This window comes from Sphingopyxis bauzanensis (genome assembly GCF_002205675.1).
In the GTDB taxonomy this organism is placed as follows: Bacteria; Pseudomonadota; Alphaproteobacteria; order Sphingomonadales; family Sphingomonadaceae; genus Sphingopyxis; species Sphingopyxis bauzanensis.
Genome location: NZ_NISK01000004.1, coordinates 426,061 through 452,663 on the forward strand (window position 1 = coordinate 426,061; position 26,603 = coordinate 452,663).

At 64.4% G+C, this 26,603-nt stretch carries 30 protein-coding genes, 1 tRNA gene and 1 pseudogene; 14 read left to right on the plus strand and 18 right to left on the minus strand.

Translation table 11 applies throughout. The features are described 5' to 3' along the window. The first annotated feature begins 75 nt into the window (after nt 1-75). From CDQ92_RS17530 to CDQ92_RS17545, 4 genes are all read left to right on the plus strand, one after another. Entirely contained in the window at nt 76-711 is a 636-nt protein-coding gene (locus tag CDQ92_RS17530) for a GbsR/MarR family transcriptional regulator (protein WP_229667655.1), read from the plus strand. Next, nucleotides 698-2,083, plus strand: a complete 1,386-nt coding sequence (locus CDQ92_RS17535; protein ID WP_088443056.1) for a cytochrome ubiquinol oxidase subunit I — start codon at nt 698-700, stop codon at nt 2,081-2,083. Before CDQ92_RS17530 ends, CDQ92_RS17535 begins: the two co-directional genes overlap by 14 nt. After that, complete coding sequence (locus CDQ92_RS17540) at nt 2,080-3,087, plus strand: cytochrome d ubiquinol oxidase subunit II (protein ID WP_088443058.1); 1,008 nt, start codon at nt 2,080-2,082, stop codon at nt 3,085-3,087. Before CDQ92_RS17535 ends, CDQ92_RS17540 begins: the two co-directional genes overlap by 4 nt. Before the next feature lie 147 nt (nt 3,088-3,234). Beyond that, nucleotides 3,235-3,933, plus strand: coding sequence for a helix-turn-helix domain-containing protein (locus tag CDQ92_RS17545; protein WP_088443060.1), 699 nt, complete (start codon nt 3,235-3,237; stop codon nt 3,931-3,933). A gap of 25 nt (nt 3,934-3,958) precedes the next feature. Here the strand turns inward: CDQ92_RS17545 and CDQ92_RS17550 are convergent, their stop codons facing one another. Beyond that, on the minus strand, nt 3,959-4,609 hold the full coding sequence (locus CDQ92_RS17550; RefSeq protein WP_088443062.1) for a 5'-methylthioadenosine/S-adenosylhomocysteine nucleosidase family protein: 651 nt from the start codon (nt 4,607-4,609) through the stop codon (nt 3,959-3,961). Between the two features lie 266 nt (nt 4,610-4,875). Here CDQ92_RS17550 and CDQ92_RS17555 point away from each other — a divergent pair, with 266 nt between their 5' ends. The 3 genes from CDQ92_RS17555 to CDQ92_RS17565 are packed head-to-tail and all read left to right on the plus strand — an operon-like array spanning nt 4,876 to nt 7,833. Next, complete coding sequence (locus CDQ92_RS17555; RefSeq protein ID WP_088443064.1) at nt 4,876-5,847, plus strand: bile acid:sodium symporter family protein; 972 nt, start codon at nt 4,876-4,878, stop codon at nt 5,845-5,847. A 52-nt stretch (nt 5,848-5,899) separates the two neighbouring features. Beyond that, on the plus strand, nt 5,900-7,111 hold the full coding sequence (locus CDQ92_RS17560) for a toxic anion resistance protein (RefSeq protein ID WP_088443066.1): 1,212 nt from the start codon (nt 5,900-5,902) through the stop codon (nt 7,109-7,111). 2 nt (nt 7,112-7,113) lie between these two features. Further along, a complete protein-coding gene (locus tag CDQ92_RS17565; RefSeq protein WP_229667654.1) occupies nt 7,114-7,833 on the plus strand; it encodes a hypothetical protein in 720 nt (239 codons plus the stop codon). Here CDQ92_RS17565 and CDQ92_RS17570 read toward each other — a convergent pair. From CDQ92_RS17570 to CDQ92_RS17610, 10 genes and pseudogenes are all read right to left on the minus strand, one after another. After that, entirely contained in the window at nt 7,830-8,153 is a 324-nt protein-coding gene (locus CDQ92_RS17570; RefSeq protein WP_088443070.1) for a hypothetical protein, read from the minus strand. The two genes, CDQ92_RS17565 and CDQ92_RS17570, sit on opposite strands and share 4 nt — an antisense overlap. Then, entirely contained in the window at nt 8,150-8,779 is a 630-nt protein-coding gene (locus tag CDQ92_RS17575) for an RNA polymerase sigma factor (protein WP_268239245.1), read from the minus strand. Before CDQ92_RS17575 ends, CDQ92_RS17570 begins: the two co-directional genes overlap by 4 nt. Then, nucleotides 8,685-9,287, minus strand: coding sequence for a hypothetical protein (locus CDQ92_RS21225; RefSeq protein ID WP_158213885.1), 603 nt, complete (start codon nt 9,285-9,287; stop codon nt 8,685-8,687). The genes CDQ92_RS17575 and CDQ92_RS21225 overlap by 95 nt, the downstream gene beginning before the upstream one ends. A 457-nt stretch (nt 9,288-9,744) precedes the next feature. Further along, a pseudogene (locus tag CDQ92_RS17580) lies at nt 9,745-10,092 on the minus strand (4-hydroxy-2-oxovalerate aldolase); the annotation flags it as partial. After that, nucleotides 10,058-10,297, minus strand: a complete 240-nt coding sequence (locus CDQ92_RS21455) for a hypothetical protein (protein ID WP_188682490.1) — start codon at nt 10,295-10,297, stop codon at nt 10,058-10,060. The pseudogene CDQ92_RS17580 and the gene CDQ92_RS21455, both read right to left, overlap by 35 nt. Further along, nucleotides 10,294-11,565, minus strand: a complete 1,272-nt coding sequence (gene kynU, locus CDQ92_RS17590) for a kynureninase (protein ID WP_088443074.1) — start codon at nt 11,563-11,565, stop codon at nt 10,294-10,296. Before kynU ends, CDQ92_RS21455 begins: the two co-directional genes overlap by 4 nt. Further along, the gene (locus CDQ92_RS17595; protein ID WP_229667653.1) at nt 11,555-11,941 is read right to left on the minus strand and encodes an aldehyde dehydrogenase family protein; all 387 of its coding nucleotides are present in this window, start codon (nt 11,939-11,941) and stop codon (nt 11,555-11,557) included. The genes kynU and CDQ92_RS17595 overlap by 11 nt, the downstream gene beginning before the upstream one ends. A gap of 79 nt (nt 11,942-12,020) precedes the next feature. Further along, a complete protein-coding gene (locus CDQ92_RS17600; RefSeq protein ID WP_229667652.1) occupies nt 12,021-12,680 on the minus strand; it encodes a fumarylacetoacetate hydrolase family protein in 660 nt (219 codons plus the stop codon). 41 nt (nt 12,681-12,721) lie between these two features. Continuing rightward, a complete protein-coding gene (locus CDQ92_RS17605; protein ID WP_088443078.1) occupies nt 12,722-13,045 on the minus strand; it encodes a hypothetical protein in 324 nt (107 codons plus the stop codon). Nucleotides 13,046-13,934: 889 nt separating this feature from the next. Continuing rightward, nucleotides 13,935-14,008 (minus strand) — tRNA-Gln (locus CDQ92_RS17610). A 156-nt stretch (nt 14,009-14,164) separates the two neighbouring features. On the opposite strand from CDQ92_RS17610, the gene CDQ92_RS17615 reads away from it, so the two are divergent. Together CDQ92_RS17615 and CDQ92_RS17620 are read left to right on the plus strand one after the other, a co-directional pair. After that, entirely contained in the window at nt 14,165-15,457 is a 1,293-nt protein-coding gene (locus tag CDQ92_RS17615) for an FAD-dependent oxidoreductase (RefSeq protein WP_088443080.1), read from the plus strand. Continuing rightward, complete coding sequence (locus CDQ92_RS17620; protein ID WP_088443082.1) at nt 15,454-15,858, plus strand: DoxX family protein; 405 nt, start codon at nt 15,454-15,456, stop codon at nt 15,856-15,858. Before CDQ92_RS17615 ends, CDQ92_RS17620 begins: the two co-directional genes overlap by 4 nt. Before the next feature lie 21 nt (nt 15,859-15,879). Here the strand turns inward: CDQ92_RS17620 and CDQ92_RS17625 are convergent, their stop codons facing one another. Further along, entirely contained in the window at nt 15,880-17,136 is a 1,257-nt protein-coding gene (locus CDQ92_RS17625) for a dipeptidase (RefSeq protein ID WP_088443440.1), read from the minus strand. A 336-nt stretch (nt 17,137-17,472) separates the two neighbouring features. Here CDQ92_RS17625 and CDQ92_RS17635 point away from each other — a divergent pair, with 336 nt between their 5' ends. Next, entirely contained in the window at nt 17,473-18,648 is a 1,176-nt protein-coding gene (locus CDQ92_RS17635; RefSeq protein WP_088443086.1) for an acyl-CoA dehydrogenase family protein, read from the plus strand. On the opposite strand, the gene CDQ92_RS17640 is transcribed toward CDQ92_RS17635, so the two are convergent. Together CDQ92_RS17640 and CDQ92_RS17645 are read right to left on the minus strand one after the other, a co-directional pair. Further along, nucleotides 18,645-19,238, minus strand: coding sequence for an HAAS signaling domain-containing protein (locus CDQ92_RS17640; RefSeq protein WP_088443088.1), 594 nt, complete (start codon nt 19,236-19,238; stop codon nt 18,645-18,647). The two genes, CDQ92_RS17635 and CDQ92_RS17640, sit on opposite strands and share 4 nt — an antisense overlap. Then, a complete protein-coding gene (locus tag CDQ92_RS17645) occupies nt 19,235-19,561 on the minus strand; it encodes a PadR family transcriptional regulator (RefSeq protein WP_088443090.1) in 327 nt (108 codons plus the stop codon). The genes CDQ92_RS17640 and CDQ92_RS17645 overlap by 4 nt, the downstream gene beginning before the upstream one ends. A gap of 74 nt (nt 19,562-19,635) precedes the next feature. On the opposite strand from CDQ92_RS17645, the gene CDQ92_RS17650 reads away from it, so the two are divergent. The 3 genes from CDQ92_RS17650 to CDQ92_RS17660 all read left to right on the plus strand — a co-directional run bounded on the left by CDQ92_RS17650 (nt 19,636) and on the right by CDQ92_RS17660 (nt 21,779). Next, complete coding sequence (locus CDQ92_RS17650; protein ID WP_088443092.1) at nt 19,636-20,250, plus strand: ferric reductase-like transmembrane domain-containing protein; 615 nt, start codon at nt 19,636-19,638, stop codon at nt 20,248-20,250. Nucleotides 20,251-20,328: 78 nt separating this feature from the next. Further along, nucleotides 20,329-21,537, plus strand: coding sequence for a M20 metallopeptidase family protein (locus CDQ92_RS17655; RefSeq protein ID WP_088443094.1), 1,209 nt, complete (start codon nt 20,329-20,331; stop codon nt 21,535-21,537). Further along, complete coding sequence (locus tag CDQ92_RS17660) at nt 21,534-21,779, plus strand: GlsB/YeaQ/YmgE family stress response membrane protein (protein WP_088443096.1); 246 nt, start codon at nt 21,534-21,536, stop codon at nt 21,777-21,779. Before CDQ92_RS17655 ends, CDQ92_RS17660 begins: the two co-directional genes overlap by 4 nt. Here the strand turns inward: CDQ92_RS17660 and nadB are convergent. The 3 genes from nadB to CDQ92_RS17675 are packed head-to-tail and all read right to left on the minus strand — an operon-like array spanning nt 21,776 to nt 24,576. Continuing rightward, nucleotides 21,776-23,353, minus strand: a complete 1,578-nt coding sequence (nadB, locus tag CDQ92_RS17665) for an L-aspartate oxidase (RefSeq protein WP_088443097.1) — start codon at nt 23,351-23,353, stop codon at nt 21,776-21,778. The genes CDQ92_RS17660 and nadB overlap by 4 nt on opposite strands. Next, nucleotides 23,346-23,660 (minus strand): hypothetical protein, encoded by a 315-nt coding sequence (locus CDQ92_RS17670; protein WP_088443098.1) that lies wholly within the window; start codon nt 23,658-23,660, stop codon nt 23,346-23,348. The genes nadB and CDQ92_RS17670 overlap by 8 nt, the downstream gene beginning before the upstream one ends. Then, on the minus strand, nt 23,653-24,576 hold the full coding sequence (locus tag CDQ92_RS17675) for an ABC transporter ATP-binding protein (RefSeq protein ID WP_088443100.1): 924 nt from the start codon (nt 24,574-24,576) through the stop codon (nt 23,653-23,655). The genes CDQ92_RS17670 and CDQ92_RS17675 overlap by 8 nt, the downstream gene beginning before the upstream one ends. A gap of 112 nt (nt 24,577-24,688) precedes the next feature. Here CDQ92_RS17675 and CDQ92_RS17680 point away from each other — a divergent pair, with 112 nt between their 5' ends. Continuing rightward, the gene (locus CDQ92_RS17680; protein ID WP_229667650.1) at nt 24,689-25,249 is read left to right on the plus strand and encodes a DUF4402 domain-containing protein; all 561 of its coding nucleotides are present in this window, start codon (nt 24,689-24,691) and stop codon (nt 25,247-25,249) included. A 118-nt stretch (nt 25,250-25,367) separates the two neighbouring features. Here the strand turns inward: CDQ92_RS17680 and CDQ92_RS17685 are convergent, their stop codons facing one another. Next, on the minus strand, nt 25,368-26,513 hold the full coding sequence (locus tag CDQ92_RS17685) for an ISAs1 family transposase (RefSeq protein WP_088440109.1): 1,146 nt from the start codon (nt 26,511-26,513) through the stop codon (nt 25,368-25,370). Between the last annotated feature and the right edge of the window lie 90 nt (nt 26,514-26,603).

The following is a 26,603-nucleotide window of genomic DNA, read 5'->3' on the forward strand; positions in this document are numbered from 1 at the left end:
TCACTGGGTCGACCTCTGCCTATTGAAGTTTCAATAATTATTGAAACTTCAGAAATTAGAGCGTATGGCGCGGCCATGGATATGTCCCTCGCCCCCGATTCTCCAGCGGCTTCGCCGTCCCCGCCGTTCCGGCTCTCCCCGCTTGCGCAGGCCTTTGTCCTGCATTTCGGCGAGATGGGGAGCCGCTGGGGGATCAACCGGACGGTCGGACAGATTTACGCAATGCTGTTTCTGGCCGACGCGCCGCGGCACGCTGAGGAGATCAGCGAGGCGCTTTCCCTGTCGCGCGGCAGCGTGTCGATGGGGCTGAAGGAGCTGGCGAGCTGGAACCTTGTGCAGTTGCGTCATGTTCCGGGCGACCGACGCGATTATTATGAAACGCCGCGCGATGTGTGGGCGATCTTTCGTACCTTGGTCGAAGAGCGCAAGAAGCGCGAGATCGACCCGACGCTGACGAAGCTGCGCACCCTGTTGATGGAACCCGCGACCGATGCGTCGGACCGCTTCGCGCAGGAACGGATCGGCGCGATGCACGAGCAGATCGAGCTGCTCACCGACTGGTATGCCGAGATGCGGCGGCTCGACAATGAGCGGCTGCTCCAGCTTTTGCGTCTCGGCGAACGGGTAGTAAAAGCACTCGAGTTCAAGGACCGCATGCTCGGCCGCGGCAAGACCCCGGCCGCGACGGAGAACGACAATGGACGCACTTGATCCGCTGATCCTTGCGCGCATCCAGTTTGCCGCGAACATCAGTTTCCACATCCTGTTCCCGACGATCACGATCGCGCTCGGCTGGGCGCTGCTCGGCTTCAAGCTCGCGTATAACCGCACCAAGGACGGGGCGTGGATGGACGCGTATCGCCTGTGGGTGAAAGTGTTTGCGCTGAGCTTTGCGATGGGGGTCGTGTCGGGCATCACGATGAGCTTCCAGTTCGGCACCAACTGGCCGGGCTATATGGAAAAGGTCGGCAATATCGCGGGGCCGCTGCTCGCTTATGAAGTGCTCACCGCCTTTTTCCTGGAAGCGGTGTTCCTGGGCATCATGTTGTTCGGGTTCAGCCGGGTGCCGAACTGGGTCCACACGACCGCGACGCTGCTGGTCGCAGGCGGCACGACCTTGTCGGCCTTCTGGATCATTGTCCTGAACAGCTGGATGCAGACCCCGGTCGGTTATGAAATCCGCGACGGCGTCGTCCATGCCACCGACTGGTGGGCAATCATCTTCAACCCGTCGATGCCGTACCGGCTGATCCATATGCTGATCGCTTCGGCGCTGACTGTCGCCTTCCTGATCGCGGGCATGTCGGCATGGCGCTGGCTGAAGGATGGCGGCGGCGAAGGGGTGCGGCGCACCTTGAAGGCCGCGGTCTATGCAGCCGCGCTACTGATCCCGGTGCAGATATTTGTCGGCGACATGCACGGGCTCAACACCCTGGAGCATCAGCCGCAAAAGGTTGCGGCGATGGAGGCGAATTGGGAAACGCGCGGCAATGTTCCGCTCGTGCTGTTCGCGATCCCCGATGAAGACGCGCGCACCAATCATCTGGAAGTGGCCATTCCCTCGGGCGCCAGCCTGATCCTGAAGCATGAGGCGGCGGGCGTCGTCCCCGGTCTCAACGATTACCAAGGCAACCACCCGCCGGTCGCGCCGCTGTTCTGGGGCTTCCGGATCATGGTCGGGATCGGGGTCGCGATGCTGGCGCTGGCGTGGTTCGCGGCATGGACGATCCGCCGCCGCGGGGTCGATGCGATGCCGCGCTGGTTGGCTTATGGACTGGTCGCGATGACCTTCAGCGGCTGGATTGCGACGCTCGCGGGCTGGTATGTCACCGAGATCGGCCGCCAGCCGTGGCTGGTGACCGGCGTGCTCAAGACCGCCGATGCGGTCGGCCCGGTTGGCAGTGCGATGGTCGCGAGTTCGCTGACGCTGTATCTGATCGTCTATGCGGTGCTGCTGACCGCCTATATCGCGGTGCTGTACCGCCTCGCGCGGCTCGGCAAGGCAGCGCCGAACGACAAGCCGATGTTCCCGGTACCGACCATCGCCCCCGGCCCCGCCGCCCCGCAGGAAGAACCGGCATGACCGCCTTCATCGATCCCTGGTGGCTGCCAGTCATTTTTGCCGGGCTGATGGGGCTGTCGATCCTGCTCTACGTCATCCTCGATGGCTATGACCTTGGCGTCGGGATGCTGACGCGGCTGGAGAAGGACGAGAATCGCGACCTGATGGTCGCGTCAATCGGGCCGTTCTGGGACGCGAACGAAACGTGGCTGGTGCTCGGCATCGGACTGCTGCTCGTCGCCTTTCCGCTCGCGCACGGGCTGATCCTGACCCAGCTATACCTGCCCGTCGTGCTCATGCTGGTCGCGCTGATCCTGCGCGGGGTCAGTTTCGAATTTCGCGCCAAGGCGGCGCCAGAGCACAAACAGCGCTGGGACCATGCGTTCTTCGCGGGGTCGCTGCTGACCGCGCTCTGCCAGGGCTATATGCTCGGCGCCTATGTGCTGGGGTTCGACCAGAGCTTCGCGGCGGTGCTGTTCTGCCTGCTCGCGGCGCTCGGGTTGGTCGCGGGCTATGTCTTCGTCGGCGCCTGCTGGCTGATCTACAAGGTCGAGGGCGATTTGCAGAAACGCGCGGTGCGCTGGGCCGAGGTCAGCCTGTGGGCGACCGCGCTGGCTATGGCGATCATCTCGATCGCGACGCCGCTCTTGTCGGAGCGCATCTTCGACCGCTGGTTCCGCCTGCCCGAGATCATCGCGCTGCTGCCGATTCCGATCGCCGCCGCGACTTTGTTTATCGGCCTCGCAATCTTCCTGCGTCGCCCCTTGCGGGCGAAAGACGAACTGTCATGGGTGCCGCTGGCGACCGCGGGCATCCTTTTCGCGCTGGGGTTTGTCGGTATCGCGTACAGCTTTTACCCCTATCTGATCGCCGACCGGCTCGACATCTGGCAGGCGGCGGCGAGCCCCGAGGCGCTGAGCATCATCCTGATCGGGGCGCTGTTCGTGCTGCCGGTGATTTTGGGATATTCGATCCTGTCGCACTGGATCTTCCGGGGGAAGGCGACGCATTTAAGTTATGAGTGAATGAGGACCGTTTGGCATAGGTAGTGGACGGAGCCGATCCTCCCCGTTGGGGGAGGATTACTTCTGACGGCCTCCACCCCCTCGCCCGCGTCATCTTTCGCGGCCCGCGCTAACCTTCTTTTAACCAGCGGACTCCCACAACAGCCTATGGCTGTTTTTGGACATTTTCTGCCAGCGGCGCCGGGCACCGACCAGCGTCAGGACGCGCGCCGGAAGCTCAGCCTGCTTGCCAAGGGCGTGCAGCATGATGGCACCGGTATCGAGGTGCAGATCCACAATATCTCCGGAACGGGCCTGCTGTTCGAAAGCGACATCAAGCTGGCGGCGTGCGACAGGATCGAAATCGAACTGCCGCATGCCGGCGACATCACGGCGGTCGTCATCTGGGCCAGCGGGCGGCTGTTCGGTTGCCAGTTCGAAGGTCCGGTTTCACCGGCGACGCTGAGCGCGGTCGAGCTGAAGAGCGCGGTGGCCCCAACGCCCGAACCCATGCCGGCCATCGCGCCGCCGCCCGGCATGAACGAAGTTGACGCGGATCCGGCGAGCGATGAAGCCTTTGGCGACCGGTTGCAGCGGCTTCGCACCAGCGCCGGGCTCAGCCTGGCCGAGGTTGCCAAACGCATGGGTGTCAGCGCGCCGTCGGTGTCCGGCTGGGAAAAGGGTCGGGCGCGCCCGACGCGCGGCCGGGTCGTGAAGCTCGCCGCCATTCTGCGTGTCCCGACCTCTGATCTACTCGATCATGCGGCGCCCGAGGAATTTCAGGAGCTTGTCGACCGCAGCCGCGAACAGATTGCCCATGCCGCTGGGGTCAGCCCCGACCGGGTCCGGATCACCATCGACTATTAGCGGTTCAATCGCCGTCGGTCAGGCGTCACAGCATCAACAAGAACCGTTCGATATCGACCGCCGCACTTCGCGCAGCGCGTAGCAAGTTTGCCTGAAAATCGCCGCCGCTGGCGTCATTGGCCTCGTCGGTCACCGCCTTGATCGCCGCCCATGGCTTGCCGAGCCGCGCCGCGGCCTGCGCCACCGCGCCGACCTCCATATCTACGAGCGTCGCGCCGAGCGATTGCAGGTCGACGGCAGCTTGCGGGCAGGCGATAAAGCTGTCGCCGCTGGCGATGCGCGCATGCGGCAGGCCGAGGCCGGGGTCGGGCATGGCGGTGAAATGCGCCTCTGCCGCTTCGCCCATCGGCCAGTCGCCCGCGCGGTAGCGGCGGAAGGTGCCGGGGTGGACCGCGCCATAGTCATGCTGGAGCGCCTCGGCGATCCAGTAGGCGCCGGGTGCAGCGCCGAGCGCGCCGCAAGTGCCGGTCATCAGGATGAGGTCGGCGGAGGCGCCGAACAGGCCGGCAGCGAGCGCGGCGTTGACCTTGCCGAGACCGCAGGTAGCGATGGTTAGATTATGGTTTTGGGTGGTTAGGTGGCGGAGCGGGATTGGACCAGCGTCGCGGGTGCCGGTGTTGGGGAACAAGGCGTCGGCCTCTTCGGGAAGCGCGGCGAGGATGAGGAGGTTGGGCATGCCTGCTATCTAGCTCCCCCCTCGTTCGTGTCGAGCGAAGTCTATCCCGAGCCCGTCGAGGCGGTGGAGACACCGTGAGGGTAAGCTCCACCGAGGGGCATCTCGACTGCGCTCGATGCGAACGGAATCAAGTTCGTCGCCCCCGCGAAGGCGGTGGCCGCTGCCGCAATTATCCTACGCCGCTGCGTAAACCGATGGCGGCCCCCGCCTTCGCGGGGCGACGATAATCTTGCCAAACCACCCTCACCCCGCCATCGCTCCCCATTATGCTCGCCCGCATTTTCCCCGACCGCTTCGTCCCAATCCTGCTCGCGACGATCCTGCTCGCCAGCTTTCTGCCGGTGCGCGGCGCGGCGGTGCCGGTGGCGCAAGGGGTATCGACCGCGGCGATCGTGCTGCTGTTCTTTCTCAACGGTGTCCGCTTGCCGCGGGGCGAAGTCCTGCATGGCATCCGCAACTGGAAATTGCAGGGCAGCGCGTTGATGTTCTGCTTTGGCGTCATGGCGTTACTGGGGCTCGGCGCGCAGCTCGCGGCCGTGGCGCTGCTGCCCGCGACGCTCGCGCTCGGTTTTCTCTTCCTTGGCATCCTCCCCTCGACCGTCCAGTCGGCGACCGCGGCGAGTTCGATGGCAGGAGGCAATGTCGCCGCCAGCGTCGTCGCCGCGGCGCTGCTCAACCTGGTGGGCGTGATCGCCGCGCCGCTGCTGTTCGCCGCCCTCGCGGGCAGCGCGGGCGAGATCAGCGGGGCCGCCGCCTTGCGGATCGTCGCGATCCTGCTTTTACCCTTCATCGTCGGCCAGCTCGCGCAGAACTGGCTGCGGCCCTGGGTGCTGATGCACAAGGGACTGACAACCGCGATGGACCGGACCGCGATCGCCGTCGCCGTCTATGTCGCTTTTTCCGCCGCGGTGGTCGCGGGGATCTGGGACCAGCTTGACGGGCGCGAGATCGGCATCGTGTTCGGCGCCGTTGCGATCCTGCTGACGCTGTCGTTCGGCGGTGCGTGGGCCTTTGGCGCGCTGCTGAAGCTCGCACGGCCCGACCGCATCACCCTGCTGTTCGCGGGCGCGCAGAAAAGCATCGCGGTCGGGGCGCCGCTTGCCGCGACGCTGTTCCCGCCCGCCACCGCGGGCATGGTGCTGGTCCCGATCCTCGTCTATCATATGGCGCAGCTGATCCTGTCGGCGTGGATCGCACCGGCTTTGGTTCGGCAACCGACAGGTGTAGTGCTTGAATAACACAGAGCTGCATGCCATATAGACAGGCGGCACGGGGTTGGAAGGAAGACGAATGAGCGAAGTGACGGCCACTGCGACCGCAACTGACGAACTGAAGCTGACCCCGCCCGACCCGGTGCCGGCGGTGTCGCCCGAAAAAGCCGCCGGGCTGGTCCCGCTGTCGACCGAGCAGAAGTCGAAGCTGGAAGAACGCGTTGACGGCTTTATCGACGACCTGGTCGCGCAGGACGTCAACTCGCCCGCGTTCGGGCAAAAGGTCGACCAGATCACCAACATGGGCCGCAAGGAAATGCTGGAGGCGGCTAACCAGTCGAACCGCTTCCTCGACCGCCCGATCAAGGCGATGGACCGCGACAGCGACATCGGCCTGAACCTGATCGAATTGCGCAACACCGTCGAGCGGCTCGACCCGTCATCGAACGGCAAGCTGATGTCGAAACGCGGCATCCTCGACAAATTGTTCGGCAGCAGCGTCACCAATTATTTCGCCAAATATCGCAGCGCCCAGTCGCATATCTCGGGAGTGCTCAACGCGCTGGCAAACGGCAAGGACGAGCTGTTGATGGACAATGCCGCCATCGACGTCGAACGCCGCAAGCTGTGGGAGGCGATGGGCAAGCTGGAGCAGATGGTCCATATCGCCCAGACGCTCGATGCCAAACTCGAAGCAAAAGCCGAAGAACTCGACAGTAGCGACCCGGCGAAAGCCAAGGTGCTGCGCGAAAATGCGCTCTTCTATGCGCGCCAGCGGACGCAGGATCTGCTCACCCAAATGGCGGTGACGGTGCAGGGCTATCTCGCGCTCGACCTCGTCAAAAAGAACAATGTCGAGCTGGTAAAGGGGGTCGACCGCGCCAGCACGACCACCGTCGGCGCGCTGAAAACCGCGATCACCGTCGCGCAGGCGATGACCAACCAGAAGCTGGTGCTAGAACAGATCACCGCGCTCAACACGACGACCGCGAACATCATCGACGGCACGTCGAAGATGCTGAAGGACAATACTGCGCGCATCCACGAACAGGCGGCGTCGAGCACGATCCCGATGGAGACGCTGCAGCGTGCGTTCCAGAATATCTATGACACGATGGACGCGATCGACACCTTCAAGCTCAAAGCGCTCGACAGCATGAAGACGACGGTCAACACGCTGGAGGGCGAGGTCGCCAAGTCGAAAGGCTATATCGCGCGCGCCGAGGGTGCGAGCCAGGCGCAGGCGAGCGTCGGTGGCGCCGACAGCCCGCTCGCGTCGCTCGAAGGATGACGATGAGCGAGGTCGACAAGGTCCGGATGTCCGCGGCATCAGCGATCGAACGATCGCGCGAGCGCCGCCGCCCGATCGGGACCAAGAGCGTCGCGCTGCGCCGCCAGCATCTGTACAAAAAGCTGGGCCGGGTGCTGATCGCGGGGGGTATCGTGTTGCTCGGCGCCGCGCTGTTCGGCGCGCTGATTCAGCCGCTCGGCTTCACCGGGCTGCTGGCGCTGTTCGTGCTGCTGATCGGCGTCGCAGTGCTGTTCGGCCGCTCGCCCTTTCCCGAACCACGTCAGGCCGATTTGCCCAAGACCGATTTGAAGCAGCTCGCGGGGCGCACCGAAATCTGGCTGGAAGCGCAGCGTCCCGCGCTTCCCGCACCCGCACGCACGCTGGTCGACGGCATCGGCGTCCAGCTCGACCTGCTCGCGCCGCAGCTCCAGACCCTCGACCCCAGCGAACCCGCGGCGGCGAATATCCGCAAGCTGGTCGGCGAGGATTTGCCCGAACTCGTCGCGGGTTACCAGCGCATCCCCACGGGGCTGCGCGGCGAAGCCCATGCCGGTCGGACTCCCGACGAGACGCTGGTCGGCGGGCTCAAGATGCTGGAGGCCGAGATTGGCAGCGCGGCGCGCAGCCTGGCCGCGGGCGAACTCGACAAACTGGCAACGCGCGAACGCTATCTCCAGCTCAAATATCAGGGCATCGACGGCGAGGATTCGCCCGCCAGCTAGGCGCTCCGCCAGCGTTGCACCCCGAACCACAGCAGCAGGATGAGCAGCAGCGGCGGCGCGAGGCCCCAATGCGTTGATCCGGCCAGCGGCGCGAGCAGCGGTGCCGACGACAGCAGCCATAGCGCCGCGAGCAGCGCGCCGACCGCCAGCGCTTCGAACGCAAAACTGCGCCAGAAGCGCGCGCGGGCGCGGGCGTAGGCGGCCTGCGCGTCGTTCGCGCGTTCGACCTGAAGCGTAAAGGCGCGGTCGCCCGGACGCGTCGGCGGTGCCAACATCGCGGTCAGCATCGCATCGATGTCCGTCTGATTCGAGGCCGTCATGCGTCCGCTCCTTCGCCGATCATCTTCTGCGCCTTGGCGCGCCCGCGCAAGACCAGGGATTTGAGCGTGCCGAGCGGCACCCCCATGATCTCGGCCGCCTCACCGTGCGACCAGCCATGGCCGAAGCACAAAGTGAGCGCAGCGCGTTCCTGCGGCGAGAGTACGGCGAGCAAGCGGTCGGCGTCGATCGCCGCATCGCTTGCGCCGCGCGGATCGGTCGACGTCGGCGCGTCGTCATCGCGGCCCGCCAGTCCCTCGCGCCGCCGCGCGGTGCGCCGCTGGTCGAGAAACAACCGCCAGCCGATCCCCATGATCCAGGCCGCATAACTCCCCTGCCCCCGATAATCGTCGGCGCGTTGCCACGCGCGGACGAAGGCTTCCTGCGCCAGATCGTCGGCGTCGCATCCCGCGGCGCGCGCAAGGAATGCCCGCAACCGCCCTTCGTGCCGCAGCACGAGGAGCTGGAAAGCGGCACGATCCCCCCCGGCAACCCGCTGGTTGAGAGCCCAATCTTCATCGGCGCTCCCACCATCACGCAGCGGCGCGCTCCTCGGCAGCCGCGGCGCGCGCGAGGCGGCGGCGGACGAGCAAGGCGATGCCGACAAAGATCGGGAAGAGTGACGCACCCGCAGCGGTGCGGATGATCTGTTCATTGCCCTGGATCAGCCCGAAGCCCGCCATCGCGAGGCCGATCGCCAACAAGACAAGGGCATTGCGGTCATCACCCGGCGCCTCAGCCTCGCGGCTGCCGCCGACATGCTCATATGGCTTGTTGAGCTTTTCGATCAGCGGGCCGACCGAATCCGACTTGGCTTCGAGCGCGCGGCGGATCGAACGATGGAGCATCCACGCGTGGAGCAGCCGTGCGAGCAGGAAGAAGCCGACGACAAACAGCGCGACGACCGTTAAATTTTCCAGCAGGCTGAACAACTGGTCGCTGATCGCAACCAGTTCGGTCGTCGGCGGCGGCGCCGGGATATAGGATGCGATTTCGCGCGGGCTGATATAGGCCGCGATATCTTCGGCGCTGATCGATTCCGCGACCGGAACCGATACTGTCGTGGGGGCGGGCGGCGTCGCCGCGGGGGCGGGCACGGTGGCGGCAGCGGCCGCGGCGGCAATCAAAAAATCCATCGACATATCTCTCCGTCATACCGCACCGGCATGGTGAAACCACAGGCGACGGCTTCCCGCAAGGCGGGGATGAACTGCACCGGGGAGCACATATCAACCGCCGCGCGAAGCCGCCGCCCGGACCGGCGCAAGGGCCGATCATCAGCTAGACGGCGCGGCGGTGGTGTATAGATGCATGGCGACGAGAAAATTTGCGCGGGCCCGCAAAAAGACGCGGTTCGTCGCATCGCAACGGCGACGAGGTTGTCAAAGTCTGTCAGCGCGCAACTTTTCTTGAGATGCGCCGGATATTGCTCGATCAAGGGGGCGGATTTATCACCGGCGGCGCTGGCCGCGGCCCCCGCTCCCCCCTCTGGAGATCCAGCAAATCTCCTGCTCAAATATGAATTGATCGCCGATCCGGTTGTTTGTTCACGAATGGACGAACAACGAGACGAGATGTTGCTGCGACGACATTCTATATTCGCTTACTCTTTCGATGTTCCGCCGCCAGCATGTCGAGCGCGACGTCGACGATCATGTCTTCCTGCCCGCCCACCATCTTGCGCCAGCCGAGCTCGACGAGGATCGCGCGGGAGTCGAGCCCATGGTCGGCGGCGGCGGCGATGAAGACTTCGAGCGGGGCGTTGCCCGCCCCTGCCCCCATCCCGGCAAGGCTGGCATCGACGCGGATCGCGCCATTTTGCACCGCGACGATGCTGTTCGCGATGCCGAGGCTAAGGTTGTGGTGGGCGTGAACGCGGCGCTAGGTCTCAGGCGTCCGGACACGGTCATAGGCCGCAAACCGCGCCGCATACTGATCCATCCATCCGGTTCCCTATCGGCAATATGAAAGATGTCCCGCGAGTCCGTACAGTCCTACACCCCGACCCAATGAACAGGCCGGTGCTGATCGCCCCGCCCAAGCCGATCGTGATGATCGGCGCCTTGGTCAAGCCGCGCTCAAGCGCCGCCTCAAGGTCCAGATAGGCCTGTTCGTCCATCGCCATTTCCCCCTGCCTGTCGGTCATGTGACGGCGTCGCGTTCCTGATGTTCGGGTCGTTTCCAGACGCCCTGATCCATGATCGTCACCAGCCGGTCGACGGCATCCCAGACATCAGCATAGCCAACGTAGAGCGGGGTAAAGCCGAAGCGCACCGTGTCAGGGGCGCGGAAATCGCCGATCACCCCGGCGGCGATCAGCGCGCGCATGATCGGATAACCCTCGGCGTGCGCAAACGACACCTGGCTGCCGCGTTCGGCCGCTTCGCGCGGCGAAGCCAGCGTAAAGCCGTGTCCGGCGCAACGCTGCTCGACCAGGTGGATGAACAGATCGGTCAGCGCCATCGACTTGGTGCGGATCGCCGCCATGTCGGCCTGCAAATGAATATCAAGCCCGGTTTCGACGAGCGCCATCGACAGGATCGGCTGGGTGCCGATCAGAAACTGGCGCAGCCCCGGCTGCGGGCGGTAACCCGGCTCGAAGGCAAAGGGCGCGGCATGGCCCCACCATCCCGTCACAGGCTGCAGCGCCTGCCCCTGATGCCGCTTGGCCGCAAATAAGAAGGCGGGCGAACCGGGGCCGCCGTTGAGATATTTATAGGTGCAGCCGACCGCAAAATCGGCATTGCAGCGATTCAGGTCGACCGGCATCGCCCCCGCGCTGTGGCACAGATCCCAGATCGCGAGCGCCCCCGCGGCGTGAGCGCGGGCGGTGATCGCCGCCATGTCATGGACATGCCCGCTCTTGTAATGGACATGGGTGATCGCGACCGCGACGGTGTTTTCGTCGATCGCGTCCGCAATCTCGTCCTTTTCGCACAATCGCACTGACACGCGCCCACTGGTCGCCGCGGCGACGCCTTCGGCGATATAATTGTTGGTCGGAAAATTGCTGCCCTCAAGGATCAGCACGCTGCGATCGGGCCGCATCGCCACCGCCGCCGACAAGACCTTGAACAAATTCTGACTTGTCGAATCGCAGACGATCGCCTCGCCCGCATCGGCACCGATCAGCGGCGCCAGCTTGTCGCCCAGCCGCACCGGCAGGTCGAACCAGCCGGCGCTGTTCCAGCTCTTGATCAGATCGGTGCCCCATTCGTGCGTCACAACCGTCTGCGCCCGCGCGCTCGCCGCCTTTGGCATCGCACCCAGCGAGTTGCCGTCGAGATAGATCATCCCGTCGGGCAGGTCGAACTGGTCGCGCATCGGCGCCAGCGCGTCGGCGCGGTCCATGTCTTCGCACCAGGCGCGGCCGGGTGTTGCGGGAATTTCTATCGTGGCGGCATCAAGCGTCATGGAAACATATCACCTTTGTCTGGGACATTTCGCGCATCGCAAAGCGCACGCCTTCACGCCCCATATTGCCCCGCCCGGCGCCACCAAACAGCATGGCGTCGAGCCGGTAGTCGGTCGAATCATTGATCATCACCCCGGCGACCCGCAAGCGCCGCGCCGCGTGGCGCGCGTGACTGATCGATTCGGTGAAGAACGCTGCGTGAATGGCATAATCGGCGCGGTTGGCGGCGTCGATGGCCGCGTCGAGTTCGGTGAAACGAAACAGGCTGGCGACCGGCCCAAAGGCTTCGTGACAGGCGACGCGCGCAGTATCGGCGACATTCGCCAGCAAGGTTGGGCGTACCAGCGATCCCGCGCGTTCACCGGCCGGTCGCAAGGTCGCGCCCGGTCAGCAGCTGCAATGCGCCGTCGGGTAGCCCCGCCGCGAGCAACAGCCAGAAGTTATATAGTCTGAATCAGACGAAGCGATTGGCGATCGTGCCAATGCCGTCGATGCCGCCCGCAACCCGGTCGCCAGCGACGATCCGGCCGACGCCCGCCGGGGTGCCGGTATAGATCACATCGCCCGCCTTCAGTTCGACATAGGTCGACAGTTCGGCGATGATGTCCGCCACCGGCCAGATCATATCGGCGATGTCGCCGTCCTGGCGCAGCTCGTCATTCACCGACAGCCAGATGCGCGCGGACGAAGGATGGCCGACGTCGACCACCGGGAGGATCGGCGACAGGATCGCACTATGGTCGAAACCCTTGGCCATATCCCATGGTCGCCCGCCGGCCTTGGCGTCGGCTTGCAGGTCGCGGCGGGTCAGGTCGTTACCAACCGCATAACCGAACACCGCCGCCAGCGCGTCATCCTCGCCGATATTGGTGCCGCCGCCGCCCAGCGCCACGACCAGCTCGATCTCGTGATGCAGGTTGGTCGTGCGCGGCGGCATTACAATATCGGCCGTCCCTGTAATGACTGCATCGGCGGGCTTGGAAAAAAAGAAGGGCGGTTCGCGGTCGGGGTCGCCGCCCATTTCGCGCGCATGATCGGCGTAATTCTTGCCGACGCAGAATATACGCCGGATCGGAAAACGCTGATCGCTGCCGGCAATTTCGGCGGATGGCATTGCGACGGGAAAAACGGGATTCATGATGCGCCCTCTAAAGTTCAGACCGGCGGATAGAGCACCGCGCGGCACTTGCCCAGATCGGTACCATCGATGCCGCTTTGCTTGTCGGCGTTCCGCGGGCTACCCATCTTGTCCTCGGGCCGATACCAAAAGCCGTAGAGCTTGTCGTTCGCCGCGACCAGCGTTTCGGCACCGATGCTGCCCTCCTCGTTCGAGAACCAGGCGAGCCGCATGATCCGGCCGAACAGCGTGCCGCGCAGCGTGCCGAGGCCGCTGTTGTAGCAGCCCCATATTTCGATGCCACGCTGGCGCAGCATGATCGGTCCATATTCGTGTGAATAGACGCCGCTGACGTCAGCCACCGCCGCGGCGCCGCGTTGTTCGACATCGCCGATGATCGCGACGGTCTCTCAGCTCCCGGAAAGTGAATCGCGATGAGCCCTCGCGCTAACACTTTTTCAACAGCCTGCTAAAGAGCACTGCGAATTAGGGCCGCGCGACCTTCAACAATCGCCACCAACGCGCTAAGGATGTTTGGATCGCAACCGGTCTCGGCCAAGTCTTCGCTTACAGCCGTTGCCCGCACAGCTATGTCTAGTGCCAGGGGAATAATAATCTGAGAAAGCACCAAATTGGTCTAGATCTTCCCGGTCGGGAATATCGTAATGTACATCATCGGATCGGTCATCGTGATTTCTTCCGTCAGGTTCGAGTCTTGCAACCCAAATCTATCCGAAAATCACCGTGGCCACCTCACCCCCCCCAGTTACACCACCTCGTGGGACACGACCCTTGCTCGCAGTCTTGAGCGCCTTGATTGCGATGTTGGTAAGCATGTTGGTACCCTTTCCCCACGTGAACGGGTTCGGATCCTGAGCGCTGAAATTTGTTGGTAGGAGCAAAATTGCTACCAACAATTTGGGCAAAAATGGGCCGAGCTACAAGGGGAGCGCCTGAGCCAAAGCGCGATTCCGTCTCAAAATAACTCATTGTTTTCATTGAGTTGATAGAGACGTGCCGAGCGTCCTTGGGACGCTCTGGAAGCACCGGCTGGCTGGGGCGGCACCGTGCTTGATCTCGTCGCCAGATCACGAAGGATCGACCGAGATTCTGCCGGAATGCCGGAAATCCTTGCCGAATGGCCGCTTTTCTACGCCATGACTGGCGGAACCAACTGAGGGAGGAAATGGGGGAGGAGCTTCACCAGAAGCTGATATTATTCAACTAAATCAACGCTTTAGTTGGTAAATTTGGATGCCCCGCGAGGATTCGAACCTCGATAGGCGGTATCAGAAACCGCAGTCTTACCATTAGACGACAGGGCAATCGTGAGGCGGGCGCAATATGATTGCGAGGCCGCGCTGTCAAGGCCGCCGTGCTGTCCGCACAAGGTCGCTTGCCCTGCCGCATTTCGCCGCTAGCATCGCGGCATAACAGACAAGGGGCCGCGCGCCCGCGCGGACACCCGGAGGAGTGGGTTGATGCGTCACGTCGCGATCGTCGGGTCCGGCCCCGCGGGCTATTACACCGCCGAAACACTGCAGAAAGCCGATGATATTGCGGTCGATGTCATCGACCGCCTGCCCGTCCCTTATGGCTTGATCCGCACCGGGGTCGCGCCCGATCATCAATCGATCAAAGCGGTGTCGCGGCGCTATGAGGGGACTGCATTGGCCGACAACGTCCGCTTTGTCGGCCATGTGTCGGTCGGCACCGATGTGTCGATCGACGAGCTGATCGAATTATACGACGCGGTGGTGCTGGCAACCGGGGCACCGAACGACCGGCCGCTGGACATTCCCGGCGCCGAGCTGCCCGGGGTGATCGGCAGCGCCGCCTTTGTCGGCTGGTACAATGGCCATCCCGATTTCGCCGATCTGAATCCGCCGCTGGGCGCCGCCGGCGTGGCGGTGATCGGCAATGGCAATGTCGCGCTCGACGTCGCACGCATTCTGGCCAAGACGGCGCAAGAATTCACCGGCAGCGACATCGTCGCGCATGCGCGCGAGCAGCTTGCGGGCAGCGCAGTGCGGCATATCCATATCCTCGGTCGCCGCGGCCCGCACCAGATCGCGATGACCCCGAAGGAGCTCGGCGAGCTTGGCCATCTCGAACGCGCCAGCCCGCGCGTCGATCCTGCCGACCTGCCCCCCGAGGGCGACGACGCGCTGCTCGAACCCGGGATGCGCAAGTCGGTGACGCATTTGCGCAGTTTTGCCGCCAACCCGGTCGCCAAGCCGGTGACGATCGATTTCGACTTTTTCGCGATGCCGGTGGCGATCGAGGGCGAGGGACATGCCCAGCGGATCATCGTCGAACGCACGACGCTCGATGCCGAGCTGCGCAGCCATGGCACCGGCGAAACCTATGCGATTGACGCTGGGCTGGTGATCAGCTGCATCGGCTATCAGACGCCGCCAATCCCCGGCGTTCCCTATGAGCATGGGCGCGGACGGTTCGCCAATGACGACGGGCGGATCCTGCCCGGACTGTATTGCGTCGGTTGGGCGCGGCGCGGCCCGTCGGGGACGATCGGCACGAACAAGCCCGACGGCGCAAGGATCGCCGAGATGGTGTTGGAGGACGTCGGGCGCGGCGCGGGCAAGGCGGGGCGGCCGGGGCTCGACGCTTTGCTGGCGAGCCGTGGGGTGGCGCCGGTGACTTTCGCCGACTGGCGCCGGATCGAGGCGGCCGAGGTCGCCGCCGCGCTCGACGGCAACCCGCGTGAGAAGTTCGTTAGCGTTGAGGCGATGCTCGAAGCCATCGGGCGTTGAAGGACGGCATCCAGACTGTGCTGCGCTGGCTGCTCGCGCTCGCCTATGGCTATGCGGGGTATCTGCACCTGGTGCGCCCGGCGGCCTTTCTCGCGATCACGCCGCCGTGGGTGACGCAGCCCGAGTTGGTCGTCGCGGCGACGGGTGTTGCCGAATTGCTGGGCGCGATCGGGCTGCTGATCCCCGCGACACGCAAAGTGGCGGGCTGGGGACTGGCGCTCTATGCGCTGTGCGTGTGGCCCGCGAATATCCACCATGCCTTCGCCAATATCGCGATCGGCGGCGAGACGCTGAGCTGGTGGTATCATGGGCCACGGCTGGCGTTGCAGCCCGTGATCATCTGGTGGGCGCTATGGTCGAGCGGAGCGGTGGAATGGCCGTTTGGCGAGCGCGACAAATAGCGTCGCCCCGCGAAGCCGGGGCTACTTCACCACCGGCGTCTCGATCGGCGGCTGCCCCTTCTGACTCGCCGAATAAAATTCCGCCGCCTTCAGCACCCGCAGCATGTTGCCGCTCGAAATCTTTTCCAGCTCGGCCTGCGTATAGCCGCGGCGCGCCAGTTCGGTGAACAGCGCCGGATAGCCGGTGACATCCTCAAGCCCGACGGGGGTCGCGTCCATGCCATCATAATCGCCGCCGATCCCGATATGATCGACGCCGATCGTCTTTTTGATATGGTCGATATGGTCGGCGGCGAGCCCGAGCGGGGTCGACGGCGGCGGGTTGGCGGCATCCCACGCCTTCAGCGCTGCGGCGCCGCCCGCCGGATTGCCGAGATACAGCGCATCGAGGCGCGCCCGTTCCGCCGTCCGCTTCAGCCCATGCTCGCGCAAATTGGGATCGACGAAGGCGGCATAGAATACCACCATGATCACGCCGCCGTTAGCCTTGACCGCGGGCAGCACCGAATCGGGCACATTGCGCGGATGGTCGTTGACCGCGCGCACCCCCGAATGGCTGAACATCACGGGCGCCTTGGTCGCCTCCAGCGCATCCTTCATCGTCGCTTCGCTGACGTGACTGAGGTCGACGATCATGCCGAGGCGGTTCATTTCCTGCACAACCTGGCGTCCGAAATCGGTGAGCCCGTCGTGCTTCGGCGCGTCGGTGGCGCTGTCGGCCCAGGGGACGTTCTTGCCATGGGTCAGCGTCATATAGCGCACCCCCATGCCGAACATCTCGCGCAGCACGGCGAGCGACGAGCCGATCGACTGGCCGCCCTCGATCCCCAGCATCCCGGCGACCTTGCCCGCCTTCATCTGGCTTTGCAGTTCGGCCGAGTTATACGCCAACGACAGGTCGGCAGGGTAACGCGCGATCAGCCGCTTCGCGACGTCGATCTGTTCGATCGTCTGCTGGATCGATTGGGCCTCATTGGTGTTCGACGGAACATAGACCGACCAGAATTGCGCCCCGACGCGGCCCTTGCGTAGCCGCTGGATGTCGGTGTGCATCACCGTTCCGTCGGGCTTCGGTTTGGTGGTGTCGCGAAAGTCGAAGTCGTTGATCACATTGCCAACTTGCCCGCGGAGTTCCCACGGTACGTCATTATGGCCATCGAACACCGGCGCGCGCTGGAGCGCCGCTTCGGCGACCGCCTCGGGCGATTTCTGCGCCGCAGCGGGGGTGACGACGAGGGCGAGAGCGGCGAGGCCGGCGAGCAGGGAAGGTTTGTGCATGGCGCGCGACCCTAACCGCTTGTTCGCGCAGCGCAAGCATGAGGCCGCGAGGTCGCGCCATATTGTTTCACGCAAAGGCGCAAAGGCGCGAAGATCTTTGCCAAACCAATTGCTCTGAGCTTGTCGAAGCCTGTCCGGAGCGCCTGCAAGACAGTCGAAGGGGGCTGCTCTTGTTTTTGGGCGCCACAAAAAAAGAGCGGGGTTTGGACAAGCTCAGCACGAAGGGGCTGGGTGTCTTCTTCGCGCCTTCGCAGTTTTGCGTGAGACTTTCTTTCGGCTTCGCGGCGTCCGAAACCCGGCTTGACGTTTACGTCAACCACGCGCAGCATCCTCGCCATGACAGCCTTTGACGACTGGCGCGCCCGTTCGCCCTATTATGACGAAACCCATGAGGCGCTGGCGCAGAGCGTCCGCCGTTTCGTCAGCCGCGAGATCGCGCCGCATATCGACCGCTGGGAGGCCGACGGCGAACTGCCACGCGAGTTGCACAAAAAGGCCGCCGAGGCGGGGATCCTCGGGCTGCGCTACCCCGAACAATATGGCGGGCACAGTGAAGGCTTCGACAATTTCCACGGGCTGGTGCTGACCGAGGAACTCGCCGCGGTCGGCGCGGGCGGGCTGGGTGCGTCGCTGATGACGCATGGTATCGGGCTGCCGCCGATCCTCGCGCTCGGCTCCGACGAGCTGAAACAGCGCGTCGCGCCGCCGGTGCTCGCGGGCGACAAGATCATAGCGCTCGGCATCACCGAGGCGGGCGGCGGCAGCGACGTCGCGAACCTCAAGACGACCGCGGTCAGGAATGGCGACCACTATGTGGTCAACGGCGGCAAGATGTTCATCACGTCGGGCATGCGAGCCGACTGGCTGACCTGCGCGGTGCGCACCGGCGGGCCGGGCGCGGCGGGCATCTCGTTGCTGCTGATCGACATGGACAGCCCCGGCGTCGAACGCACAAGGCTCGACAAGATGGGCTGGCGGTGCAGCGATACCGCAGCGATCCACTTCAGCGACGTGCGCGTCCCCACCGCCAACCTGATCGGGCCAGAAAACGGCGGCTTCATCGGTATCATGCGCAATTTCAACAGCGCACGACTCGGCATGGCGATGGGCTGCTGCGCCTATGCCCGCGTCGCGATGGCCGAGGCGGCGGAGTGGGCGCAGAACCGCGAGACTTTTGGCAAGCCACTCGTCGGCCACCAGTCGATCCGCATCAAGCTCGCCGACATGGAGCGCCAGATCGAGGCAACGCAGGCGTGGGTCGACCTGTGCGCCTGGCAGGTCAAAAACGGCAAGGACCGCCCCGCCGACTTCGCGATGCTGAAGGTGCAGGCGACGCGGATGCTGGAGGCCGTGGCGCGCGAGGCGGCGCAGGTGCTGGGCGGCGCGTCCTATATCACCGGCAGCAAGGTCGAACGCATCTACCGCGAGGTGCGCGTCAATGCGATCGGCGGGGGCAGCGAGGAGATCATGCTCGACCTGGCGGGGCGGCAATTGTTCGGGGGCAAGCGCTAAACCGCCAGCCGGCGAGCATAGCGGTCGAGTCTGGCCAGCTGCGCCATCAAGCCGCCGAGCAGCAGCAGTTCGACCAGCGCACTGCCACCGATCAGGACAAAGGCCGCATCGCCGCTGGCGGCGTAAGCGCGCAGCAGGCTGGCACCGACCGACAATGCCAGGCTGCCAGCGGCAAAATGCAGCCAGCGCCGCACCGCCGCGATCTGACCATGCGATGCCATTCGCCACGCGGCGCCAATGCACACCAGCGCCGCGACCAGTCCGACGCGATCGAACCAGGTCAGCGGATCGGTGCCGCCCGGAATGTCGAGGATGACCGACCGCAGCTGCATCAGCAACAGGGTCGCGCCACCGAGTAGCGCCGCGGCGACGCACGAGCGCCGCAGCCGGTCGGGCAGCGCCGCCTCGGCATAAGCGCGTGCGATTTCGGCGGGGCGCCCGAAGCGCCGCACTGCAGCGGCTTCACCCACCTGCGCGGCGGTGTCGCACAAATGCGATTCGATCTCGTCGCGCACCCGCCGCGACAGGCGCGGATCGAACGCCAGCACATCGTCGAGTTCGTCGAGATAGGTGGCGATCGGTCCGCTCATGCGCGCGACCCCAGCACCAGATCGATGCCGCTGGCAAAGCTTTGCCAGCCGGCGCGCCGCTCGACCAGCGACCGCCGGCCGCTGTCGGTCAGCGTATAGACGCGGCGTTTGCGTCCGCCGTCGGGCTGGACCCAGCGGCTGGCGAGCAGCCCCGCGAGTTCGAGCCGGTGCAGCGCCGGATAGATCGTCCCTTCGGGCAAATCGAAATGGCCGCCGCTGCGCGCGCGGATTGCCTCAATGATCGCATAGCCGTGCAAGGCCTCGTCGCCGATGGTGGCGAGCAGCACGGCATCGAGGTGCCCTTTGAGCATTTCGGCAGACATGCTCGTCGATTTAGCTTTGCAATGCTAGGTATGCAAGTTATACCTAGCATCACTAGGCTTAAACGGAGGATGTGATGACCGCGACAACAGGCTGGACCGAGGGCTGGGGGCTGTTCTGGACGCTGACATTGACGCTGGCGGCGATGTCGCTCGGCTTCCTCTTCGTCCTTGGCTGGGACACCGACGGTTATCGCATGGTGATCCGCGCCACCGCACGCACCTCGCTCGTCCTGTTCCTCGCCGCCTTCGCCGCGTCCGCCGCCTTCAAACTGTGGCCCACCCCCTTCACCCGCTGGCTGCGCCGCAACCGGCGCCAGCTTGGGCTGGGCTTTGCGATGTCGCACTTCGTCCATGCGCTGGCGATCATCGCGCTGTGGCAGACCGACCCCGGCGTCTTCTGGGTGCTGACCGACCCCAAATCGATCGTCACCGGCGGCACCGCCTATCTGTTCATCGTGCTGCTCGCCGCGACCTCGTTCGACCGCATGGTCAAGGCGCTCGGCCTGAAAGCGTGGGGTCGGCTGCACTGGTGGGGCGTGTGGATCGTCGCACTCAGTTTCATCTTCACCAACGGCAAGCGCATCCCGGTGAGCGGCTGGTACGCACTGCCGGTCGCGCTGGTCGTTGCCGTGATCGTGCTGCGGATGATGGCGGGGCGGAAACAGCGCCGGGCGGCGGCGCTGGCCTAACGCACGGCGGCGGCCCCCTCGACTTCGCGGCGGATCGGCGGCAGGGTGCAGGCCACTCCCGCGAACGAGAGGCCGCGTATGACGCTTACCACCACCAGTATCTGGCCCGCCGAGGCCGAAACGCTGCTCGACGACCTTGTCGACCTGCGCCGCGCGATTCACCGCGAGCCGGAACTGGGCCTGCAAAATCCCAAGACACTGGCGAAGATCAAGGACGCACTGGCCGGCCTGCCGCTCGAATTTCGTGAGGGGCCGTCGACGACGGGCCTGATCGCTATCCTGCGCGGCCCGGCCAACGGGCGCACCGTGCTGCTGCGTGGCGACATGGACGCGCTGCCGCTCGTCGAGGATACCGGGCTCGAATTCACCTCTGAAACCAGCGGCGCAATGCACGCGTGCGGGCATGACACCCATGTCGCGATGCTCGTCGGCGCGGCGAAGCTGCTGTGCGCGGCGCGCGACCGTTTGCCCGGTACGGTGATGTTTATGTTCCAGCCGGGCGAGGAGGGGCATCATGGCGCGCGCTTCATGCTCGACGACGGGATCATCGACCCGCTGCCCGATGCAGCGTTCGCGCTGCACATCATGCCCAATGCGCCGCACGGGATTTTCGCGTCGCGCGCGGGGCCGCTGCTCGCCTCGTCCGACGTGCTGTCGATTATCGTCAAGGGGGCGGGCGGCCATGCGTCGATGCCGCATGATGCGGTCGATCCGATTCCGGTCGCCTGCGCCATTGTGACCGCAATCCAGACGATGGTGACGAGGCGCGTCTCGGTCTTCGACCCCGCCGTCGTTACCATCGCAAAGATCAGCGCGGGGACGACGAACAATATCATTCCGGAAACCGCCGAACTGCTTGGCACAATTCGCACGCTCTCTCCGGAGCGGCGCACAATGGTAGCGCGCGAACTGAAACGCCTCGCGCCCGCGATCGCCGAGGCGCATGGCTGCAGCGCCGAGGTCCAGATCGACGAGGGTTTCCCCGTCACCATCTGCGACAGCCGCGCGGTCGCGTTCGGCCAGTCGGTCGTCGAAGAGACTTTCGGTGAGGCGGCCTGGCTGACGATGGACCATCCGGTGATGGGTGCCGAGGATTTCTCCTACGTGCTCGAAAAAGTCCCCGGCGCGATGTTCTGGCTCGGCGCGAGCGCCGAGGGCAGCGACTGGCGCGCCTGCTGCGGGCTGCACAGTAATCGCATGGTGCTCGACGAAAAGGTGATGGCGCGCGGCGCGGCGCTGCACGCGGCGCTGGCGGAGCGGTTTTTGCATGAAGGATTTGGCACATGATCAACATTATCGGCGCGATCATCTCGGGCCTGATCATCGGCGCACTCGCGCGTTTCTTTTATCCCGGCGCAGTGCAAATGGGGTGGATCGCGACGATCCTGCTCGGCATCGGCGGTTCGCTGCTGGCAGGCCTGGCGACCTCGCGCGGCCGCGGCGACTTCCACCGCGCGGGGTGTCTGGCATCGGTGATCGGCGCGATTATATTGATCTTGGTTGGGCGTTTGCTGGGCGTCGGCAGCTAGGGCACCAGCACCGTATCCACCGCCTGCGGCAACATCTCGGGATAATCGAGCGTGTAGTGCAGCCCGCGGCTTTCCTTGCGGTGCAGGGCGCTTTTCACGATCAGGTCGGCGCATTGCAGCAGGTTGCGCAGTTCGATCAGGTCGGTGGTGACGCGGAAATGGCCGTAATAATCTTCGACCTCCCCCGTCATCATGTTGATCCGGTGCTGGGCGCGCTCCAGCCTTTTGGTCGTGCGCACGATGCCGACATAATTCCACATGAAGCGACGGATCTCGGTCCAGTTCTGCTTGATGATCACCTCTTCGTCGGAGTCGGTGACGCGGCTTTCGTCCCATGGACGGATCGCGGGGGGCGGTTCGAGCTGGTCCCAGCGCGCGATGATGTCCTTTGCCGCCGCTTCGCCGAACACGAAACATTCGAGCAGGCTGTTCGACGCGAGGCGGTTCGCGCCGTGCAGCCCGCTTTCGGTGCATTCGCCCGCGGCATATAGCCCCGGCAGGTCGGTGCGCCCGGCAAGGTCGATCAATATGCCGCCGCAGGTATAATGCTGCGCCGGAACCACCGGGATCGGCTGATTGGTCATGTCGATGCCCAGCGTCAGCAGCTTTTCATGGATGTTCGGGAAATGCCCCGCGACGAAATCGGGGGCGAGGTGGCTGATGTCGAGATGGACATAATCGAGCCCCGAACGCTTGATCTGGTCGTCGTTGGCGCGCGCCACGACATCGCGCGGCGCGAGTTCGGCGCGCGCGTCATAATCGGGCATGTAACGGTGCCCGGTCTCGGGATGCCTCAATATGCCCCCCTCGCCGCGCACCGCCTCAGTGATCAGGAAATTCTTGACATCGAGGTTGAACAGGCAGGTCGGATGGAACTGCATCATTTCCATGTTCGACACGCGGCAGCCGGCGCGCCACGCCATCGCGATGCCGTCCCCGGTCGCGCCTCTGGGGGCCGTCGAAAACTGATAGACGCGCCCCGCCCCGCCGCTTGCCAGGATCGTCGCGCGGCCGACATGCGCGTGAACCGTGCCGGTTTTTTCGTCGAGCGCATAGACGCCCCACACGCGGCCCGAGCCTGAATAGCGCTCCTCGTGCCGCCCGGTGATCAGGTCGACGCACGCCTGCCCCGGCAACAGGGTGATGTTGGGATGCGCATCGGCGGTCTTGAGCAGCGCCGCCTGCACCGCCCAGCCGGTCGCGTCGTCGACATGGACGATGCGGCGGTGCGAATGCCCGCCCTCGCGCGTCAGGTGCAACGCCTCGGCATCCTTGTTGAACGGGACACCCATTTCGACCAGCCGCTCGATCGAGGCGGGCGCATTCTCGACGACAAACTCGACCGTCTCGCGCCGGTTGAGCCCGGCGCCCGCGACCATCGTGTCGTCGATATGATTTTCGAAGGTGTCGCCCGCGTCGAGCACCGCGGCAATTCCGCCCTGCGCCCAGGCGGTCGATCCGCCGGTCAGCTCGCCTTTGGCCAGTACCAACACTTTGCAATGGTCGGCCAGCGCGATCGCTGCGGTCAGCCCGGCGGCGCCGGACCCGACAATGATGACATCATATTCACTCATGGCGCCTCTGTCGCACAGCATGGCGCCCCGTGACAGGGGGGATCGATGGCCGCCGCCAAGGGGAATTGTCGTCATGAATAAAGCCGGGCTTGGGCGGCGGAGCCCGATCGCCGGCGACCGATGGCGGCGGATCGAAAAGCCTGTCGATCGTCCCTTCAACATCAAAGATTTCGATTTCGGTCAAAATCAGCCGCAACGCGTCGCGATTTCGGCTGGCCCGCGCCGCGTCGAAGCGATCGAACAGACCCCGGGCAAAATGCCGTTCATTGAACGCCATCCCTTCCTGCGGGTCGTTCGGTTCAACCATTCGCCGCGCGCGTCAGATTCAGGAACACATCCTCCAGGTCGGCCTCGCGCGTCGACACATCGACGATGCCGTGGCCCATCGCATTCACCGCGGCGAGCACTTCGCCTGCGTTCATGCGGTCCTTGTTGTAACTGATCGCAAGCCCGCGCGTCCCCTCGCGCTCGATCTTGTCGAAGGCGGGGTGGGTCGGCAGGTCGGTGATGTCTTCGTCCAAGGTCACGACGACGATCTTCTCGCGCGCCATGTCGACCAGCTCGCGCGTCGGCTTGTTCGCGATCAGCTTGCCATGGTTGATGATCGCAATCCGGTCGCACAGCTCTTCGGCCTCTTCGAGATAATGCGTCGTCAGCACAACCGTTACGCCGCGGTCGTTGAGCGACTGGACATAGGACCAGAGCTGCTGGCGCAGTTCGATGTCGACCCCGGCGGTTGGCTCGTCGAGAACAATGATCGGCGGCGAGTGGACCATCGCCTTGGCGACCAAGAGGCGGCGCTTCATGCCCCCCGACAGGGTGCGCGCATAAGCGTCGCGCTTGTCGGTCAGATGCACCGCCGCGAGCAGGTCGTCCGAAATGCGCTTGGCCCGCGGCACGCCATATAGCCCCGCCTGATTCTCGAGCGTCTCATAGGGCGTGAAAAAGGGGTCGAAGACAATTTCCTGCGGCACGATGCCGATCGAATATTTGGCGTTGCGCGGGTCGGCGTCGATGTCGAAGCCCCAGATGCGCGCCGACCCGGCGGTCTTGTTGACCAGCCCCGCAAGGATATTGATCAGCGTCGATTTGCCCGCGCCGTTCGGCCCGAGCAGCCCGAAAATCTGGCCGCGCGGCACGTCGAAACTGACATTGTCGAGCGCCTGCTTGCCGCCGGCATAGGTTTTCGAGACGGCGTCGATACGGATGGCGGCTTCTGTCATGGCCCGTGCCATAGACGCGCGCCAGCGCGTGTAAAAGCCCCCATCAACGCGCCGCCTTTTGCCCAGCACCCCGTTAACGCTATGTTGGAAATTCACCGCTAGGACCAGGGGTGTGAGGACCAGACACACCCAAAACCCGCAGCCCCTGCTGCGCGGCATCACCGCCTGCGCGCTGATGATGGCCCCGGCCATCGCAGCGCCGGCCCATGCCCAGCAAACGGCGCAGGCGCAAAGCGAAGCCATCGTGCTGCGCCCGCTCTCTTTCTTCAAGGTCAACGACCTGAGTTTTGGCGACATCATCCCGTCGAACGCGGCGGGAACGGTGACGCTGGAACCCGATGGGTCGCGCACGCGCACCGGCGGCGTCACGCTGGTCGGCAACGGCGGCGAACCGGCGCGCTTTGCCGGGCTCGGCAGCTTCAACCGTCAGGTCAATATCTCGCTAGGGTCGAACACGATCTGGCTAACCGGGCCGGGAGTGCGAATGCGCGCCCGCACCTTTGAAATCGGCAGCACCCCGACCGCGCTGCTGTCGACATCGCCGACACGCTTCCGGATTACCGCGCCGCTCGGCAACTATAATTTTCCGGTCGGCGCGACGCTCGAGGTTGGCGCCAACCAGGCGCCGGGCGACTACAGCGGTACGTTCACGATCACACTCAACTATCTTTAGAGCTTCTGTGGGGGGAAGAAGCGGCACCGGATGACCACCTGTATTCATGTGAATGCTTGCCGGTGCCGCATGACCCCACCCGCTCACCCGGCGGCGCCAGGGGAATCGGGTGAACAAGTCATCGTGAGATAATTGCGGCGAGGAAGTCATCATCCCAAGCTGCGACTTTTCTTCTGAGCCGCATCGAGTCTTTTCCCGGAGCGGATCGCAGTAGATTGTGCGCCATGTGCTTTATGGTGGTGAAGTTTGCAGGTGCATGCTCCGTGCGCACCCGGCATTCGTCATCGCGAAAGACCATATCCATAACCCAATGGAGACTGTTTTCGATCGCCCAGTGATGGCGCACGATGGCACCAAGCTGCTCGGCGGGCAGCTGCACCGAGGTTAGGTAGAGGCGGGTTTCGTGGGTGGCTTTGTCGCCTGTCTCGCGGATACTGTCGACGATGACGACGGCCTTCAGGCCGGGCCATCCATGGTCCTTGGGAAGCCAGTCGAGATTGTGGATGACGGTGGTCGCCCTGGTCTCGATGCGGCCATGGTCGCCATCGACCGTCGTGTTTTGGCTGATCTTGCACTCATGGAAGTTGCGCTCTTTCTGCTCGGCTACGAACAGCGCGACATCCTCGTGCAGAGCCGCCTGGTTCCCCTTGAGCGCCAGGACATACTCGGCCTTCTTGTCGAGGATCGTCTGAGCAATCACGCGTTGGCAGCCCATAGCGTCGATTGTCACGACGGCACCCTCGATATCCATCATGGCCAGTAATCGGGGGATAGCAGTGATCTCGTTCGACTTCTCGTCGATCTTGACCTGGCCCAGCACTAACCGTTGGCGAGCGGCAAATGCCGAGACCATATGGATCGCTGCCTTGCCGCCCGCCTTGTCGTGCGAACGACGCGATGTCTTGCCGTCGATTGCAATGACCTCGGCACAGGTCCCGGTGAGCGAGGCGACCCACTTCACAAAGCACTGCTGGAACTGTTCGGCATCGAGCGTCGCGAAGATGTCACCAAGGTGATCGTGCGAGGGCGTGCCGGCAGCAAAGGGACGAAATCGCTGCAGAAAATCCAGCTTTTTCTCTCCAAAGCGGGCGATGTCGACGAATGTCTCCGCACCCGCCAAAACGCCCAGCAGCGCCAAAAGCAATATCTCCTCAAGCGGATACATCACCTTCGCCAGTTGGCGACCATCGACCAACTCACGGAAATGATCCAGAAAAACCACCGCCTCGCCAAGCGCTCCGCTCGACTGATCACCACTGTCCATCACAATATCCCCGCGTCCAAATCTGAGGATTTGCATAGATTCAGCAATTCACGCGTTTGTCGCCTCTTCTTTCACCCGATTGCCCTGGGC

Excerpts from the sequence above, each read along its gene's own strand:
- CDQ92_RS21225 (WP_158213885.1), bottom strand. The coding sequence starts at position 9,287 with ATGGATTTTTTGATTGCCGCCGCGGCCGCTGCCGCCACCGTGCCCGCC.
- CDQ92_RS17640 (WP_088443088.1), bottom strand. The coding sequence starts at position 19,238 with ATGAGCGGACCGATCGCCACCTATCTCGACGAACTCGACGATGTGCTG.
- CDQ92_RS17655 (WP_088443094.1), top strand. The coding sequence starts at position 20,329 with ATGACGCTTACCACCACCAGTATCTGGCCCGCCGAGGCCGAAACGCTG.
- CDQ92_RS21455 (WP_188682490.1), bottom strand. The coding sequence starts at position 10,297 with ATGACCGACAGGCAGGGGGAAATGGCGATGGACGAACAGGCCTATCTG.
- CDQ92_RS17625 (WP_088443440.1), bottom strand. The coding sequence starts at position 17,136 with ATGCACAAACCTTCCCTGCTCGCCGGCCTCGCCGCTCTCGCCCTCGTC.
- CDQ92_RS17530 (WP_229667655.1), top strand. The coding sequence starts at position 76 with ATGGATATGTCCCTCGCCCCCGATTCTCCAGCGGCTTCGCCGTCCCCG.
- CDQ92_RS17660 (WP_088443096.1), top strand. The coding sequence starts at position 21,534 with ATGATCAACATTATCGGCGCGATCATCTCGGGCCTGATCATCGGCGCA.
- CDQ92_RS17550 (WP_088443062.1), bottom strand. The coding sequence starts at position 4,609 with ATGCCCAACCTCCTCATCCTCGCCGCGCTTCCCGAAGAGGCCGACGCC.
- CDQ92_RS17545 (WP_088443060.1), top strand. The coding sequence starts at position 3,235 with ATGGCTGTTTTTGGACATTTTCTGCCAGCGGCGCCGGGCACCGACCAG.
- CDQ92_RS17535 (WP_088443056.1), top strand. The coding sequence starts at position 698 with ATGGACGCACTTGATCCGCTGATCCTTGCGCGCATCCAGTTTGCCGCG.
- CDQ92_RS17540 (WP_088443058.1), top strand. The coding sequence starts at position 2,080 with ATGACCGCCTTCATCGATCCCTGGTGGCTGCCAGTCATTTTTGCCGGG.
- CDQ92_RS17670 (WP_088443098.1), bottom strand. The coding sequence starts at position 23,660 with ATGGTTGAACCGAACGACCCGCAGGAAGGGATGGCGTTCAATGAACGG.
- CDQ92_RS17645 (WP_088443090.1), bottom strand. The coding sequence starts at position 19,561 with ATGTCTGCCGAAATGCTCAAAGGGCACCTCGATGCCGTGCTGCTCGCC.
- CDQ92_RS17635 (WP_088443086.1), top strand. The coding sequence starts at position 17,473 with ATGACAGCCTTTGACGACTGGCGCGCCCGTTCGCCCTATTATGACGAA.
- CDQ92_RS17560 (WP_088443066.1), top strand. The coding sequence starts at position 5,900 with ATGAGCGAAGTGACGGCCACTGCGACCGCAACTGACGAACTGAAGCTG.
- CDQ92_RS17600 (WP_229667652.1), bottom strand. The coding sequence starts at position 12,680 with ATGCCATCCGCCGAAATTGCCGGCAGCGATCAGCGTTTTCCGATCCGG.
- CDQ92_RS17570 (WP_088443070.1), bottom strand. The coding sequence starts at position 8,153 with ATGACGGCCTCGAATCAGACGGACATCGATGCGATGCTGACCGCGATG.
- CDQ92_RS17675 (WP_088443100.1), bottom strand. The coding sequence starts at position 24,576 with ATGACAGAAGCCGCCATCCGTATCGACGCCGTCTCGAAAACCTATGCC.
- CDQ92_RS17565 (WP_229667654.1), top strand. The coding sequence starts at position 7,114 with ATGAGCGAGGTCGACAAGGTCCGGATGTCCGCGGCATCAGCGATCGAA.
- CDQ92_RS17685 (WP_088440109.1), bottom strand. The coding sequence starts at position 26,513 with ATGGACAGTGGTGATCAGTCGAGCGGAGCGCTTGGCGAGGCGGTGGTT.
- CDQ92_RS17555 (WP_088443064.1), top strand. The coding sequence starts at position 4,876 with ATGCTCGCCCGCATTTTCCCCGACCGCTTCGTCCCAATCCTGCTCGCG.
- CDQ92_RS17650 (WP_088443092.1), top strand. The coding sequence starts at position 19,636 with ATGACCGCGACAACAGGCTGGACCGAGGGCTGGGGGCTGTTCTGGACG.
- CDQ92_RS17615 (WP_088443080.1), top strand. The coding sequence starts at position 14,165 with ATGCGTCACGTCGCGATCGTCGGGTCCGGCCCCGCGGGCTATTACACC.
- nadB (WP_088443097.1), bottom strand. The coding sequence starts at position 23,353 with ATGAGTGAATATGATGTCATCATTGTCGGGTCCGGCGCCGCCGGGCTG.
- kynU (WP_088443074.1), bottom strand. The coding sequence starts at position 11,565 with ATGACGCTTGATGCCGCCACGATAGAAATTCCCGCAACACCCGGCCGC.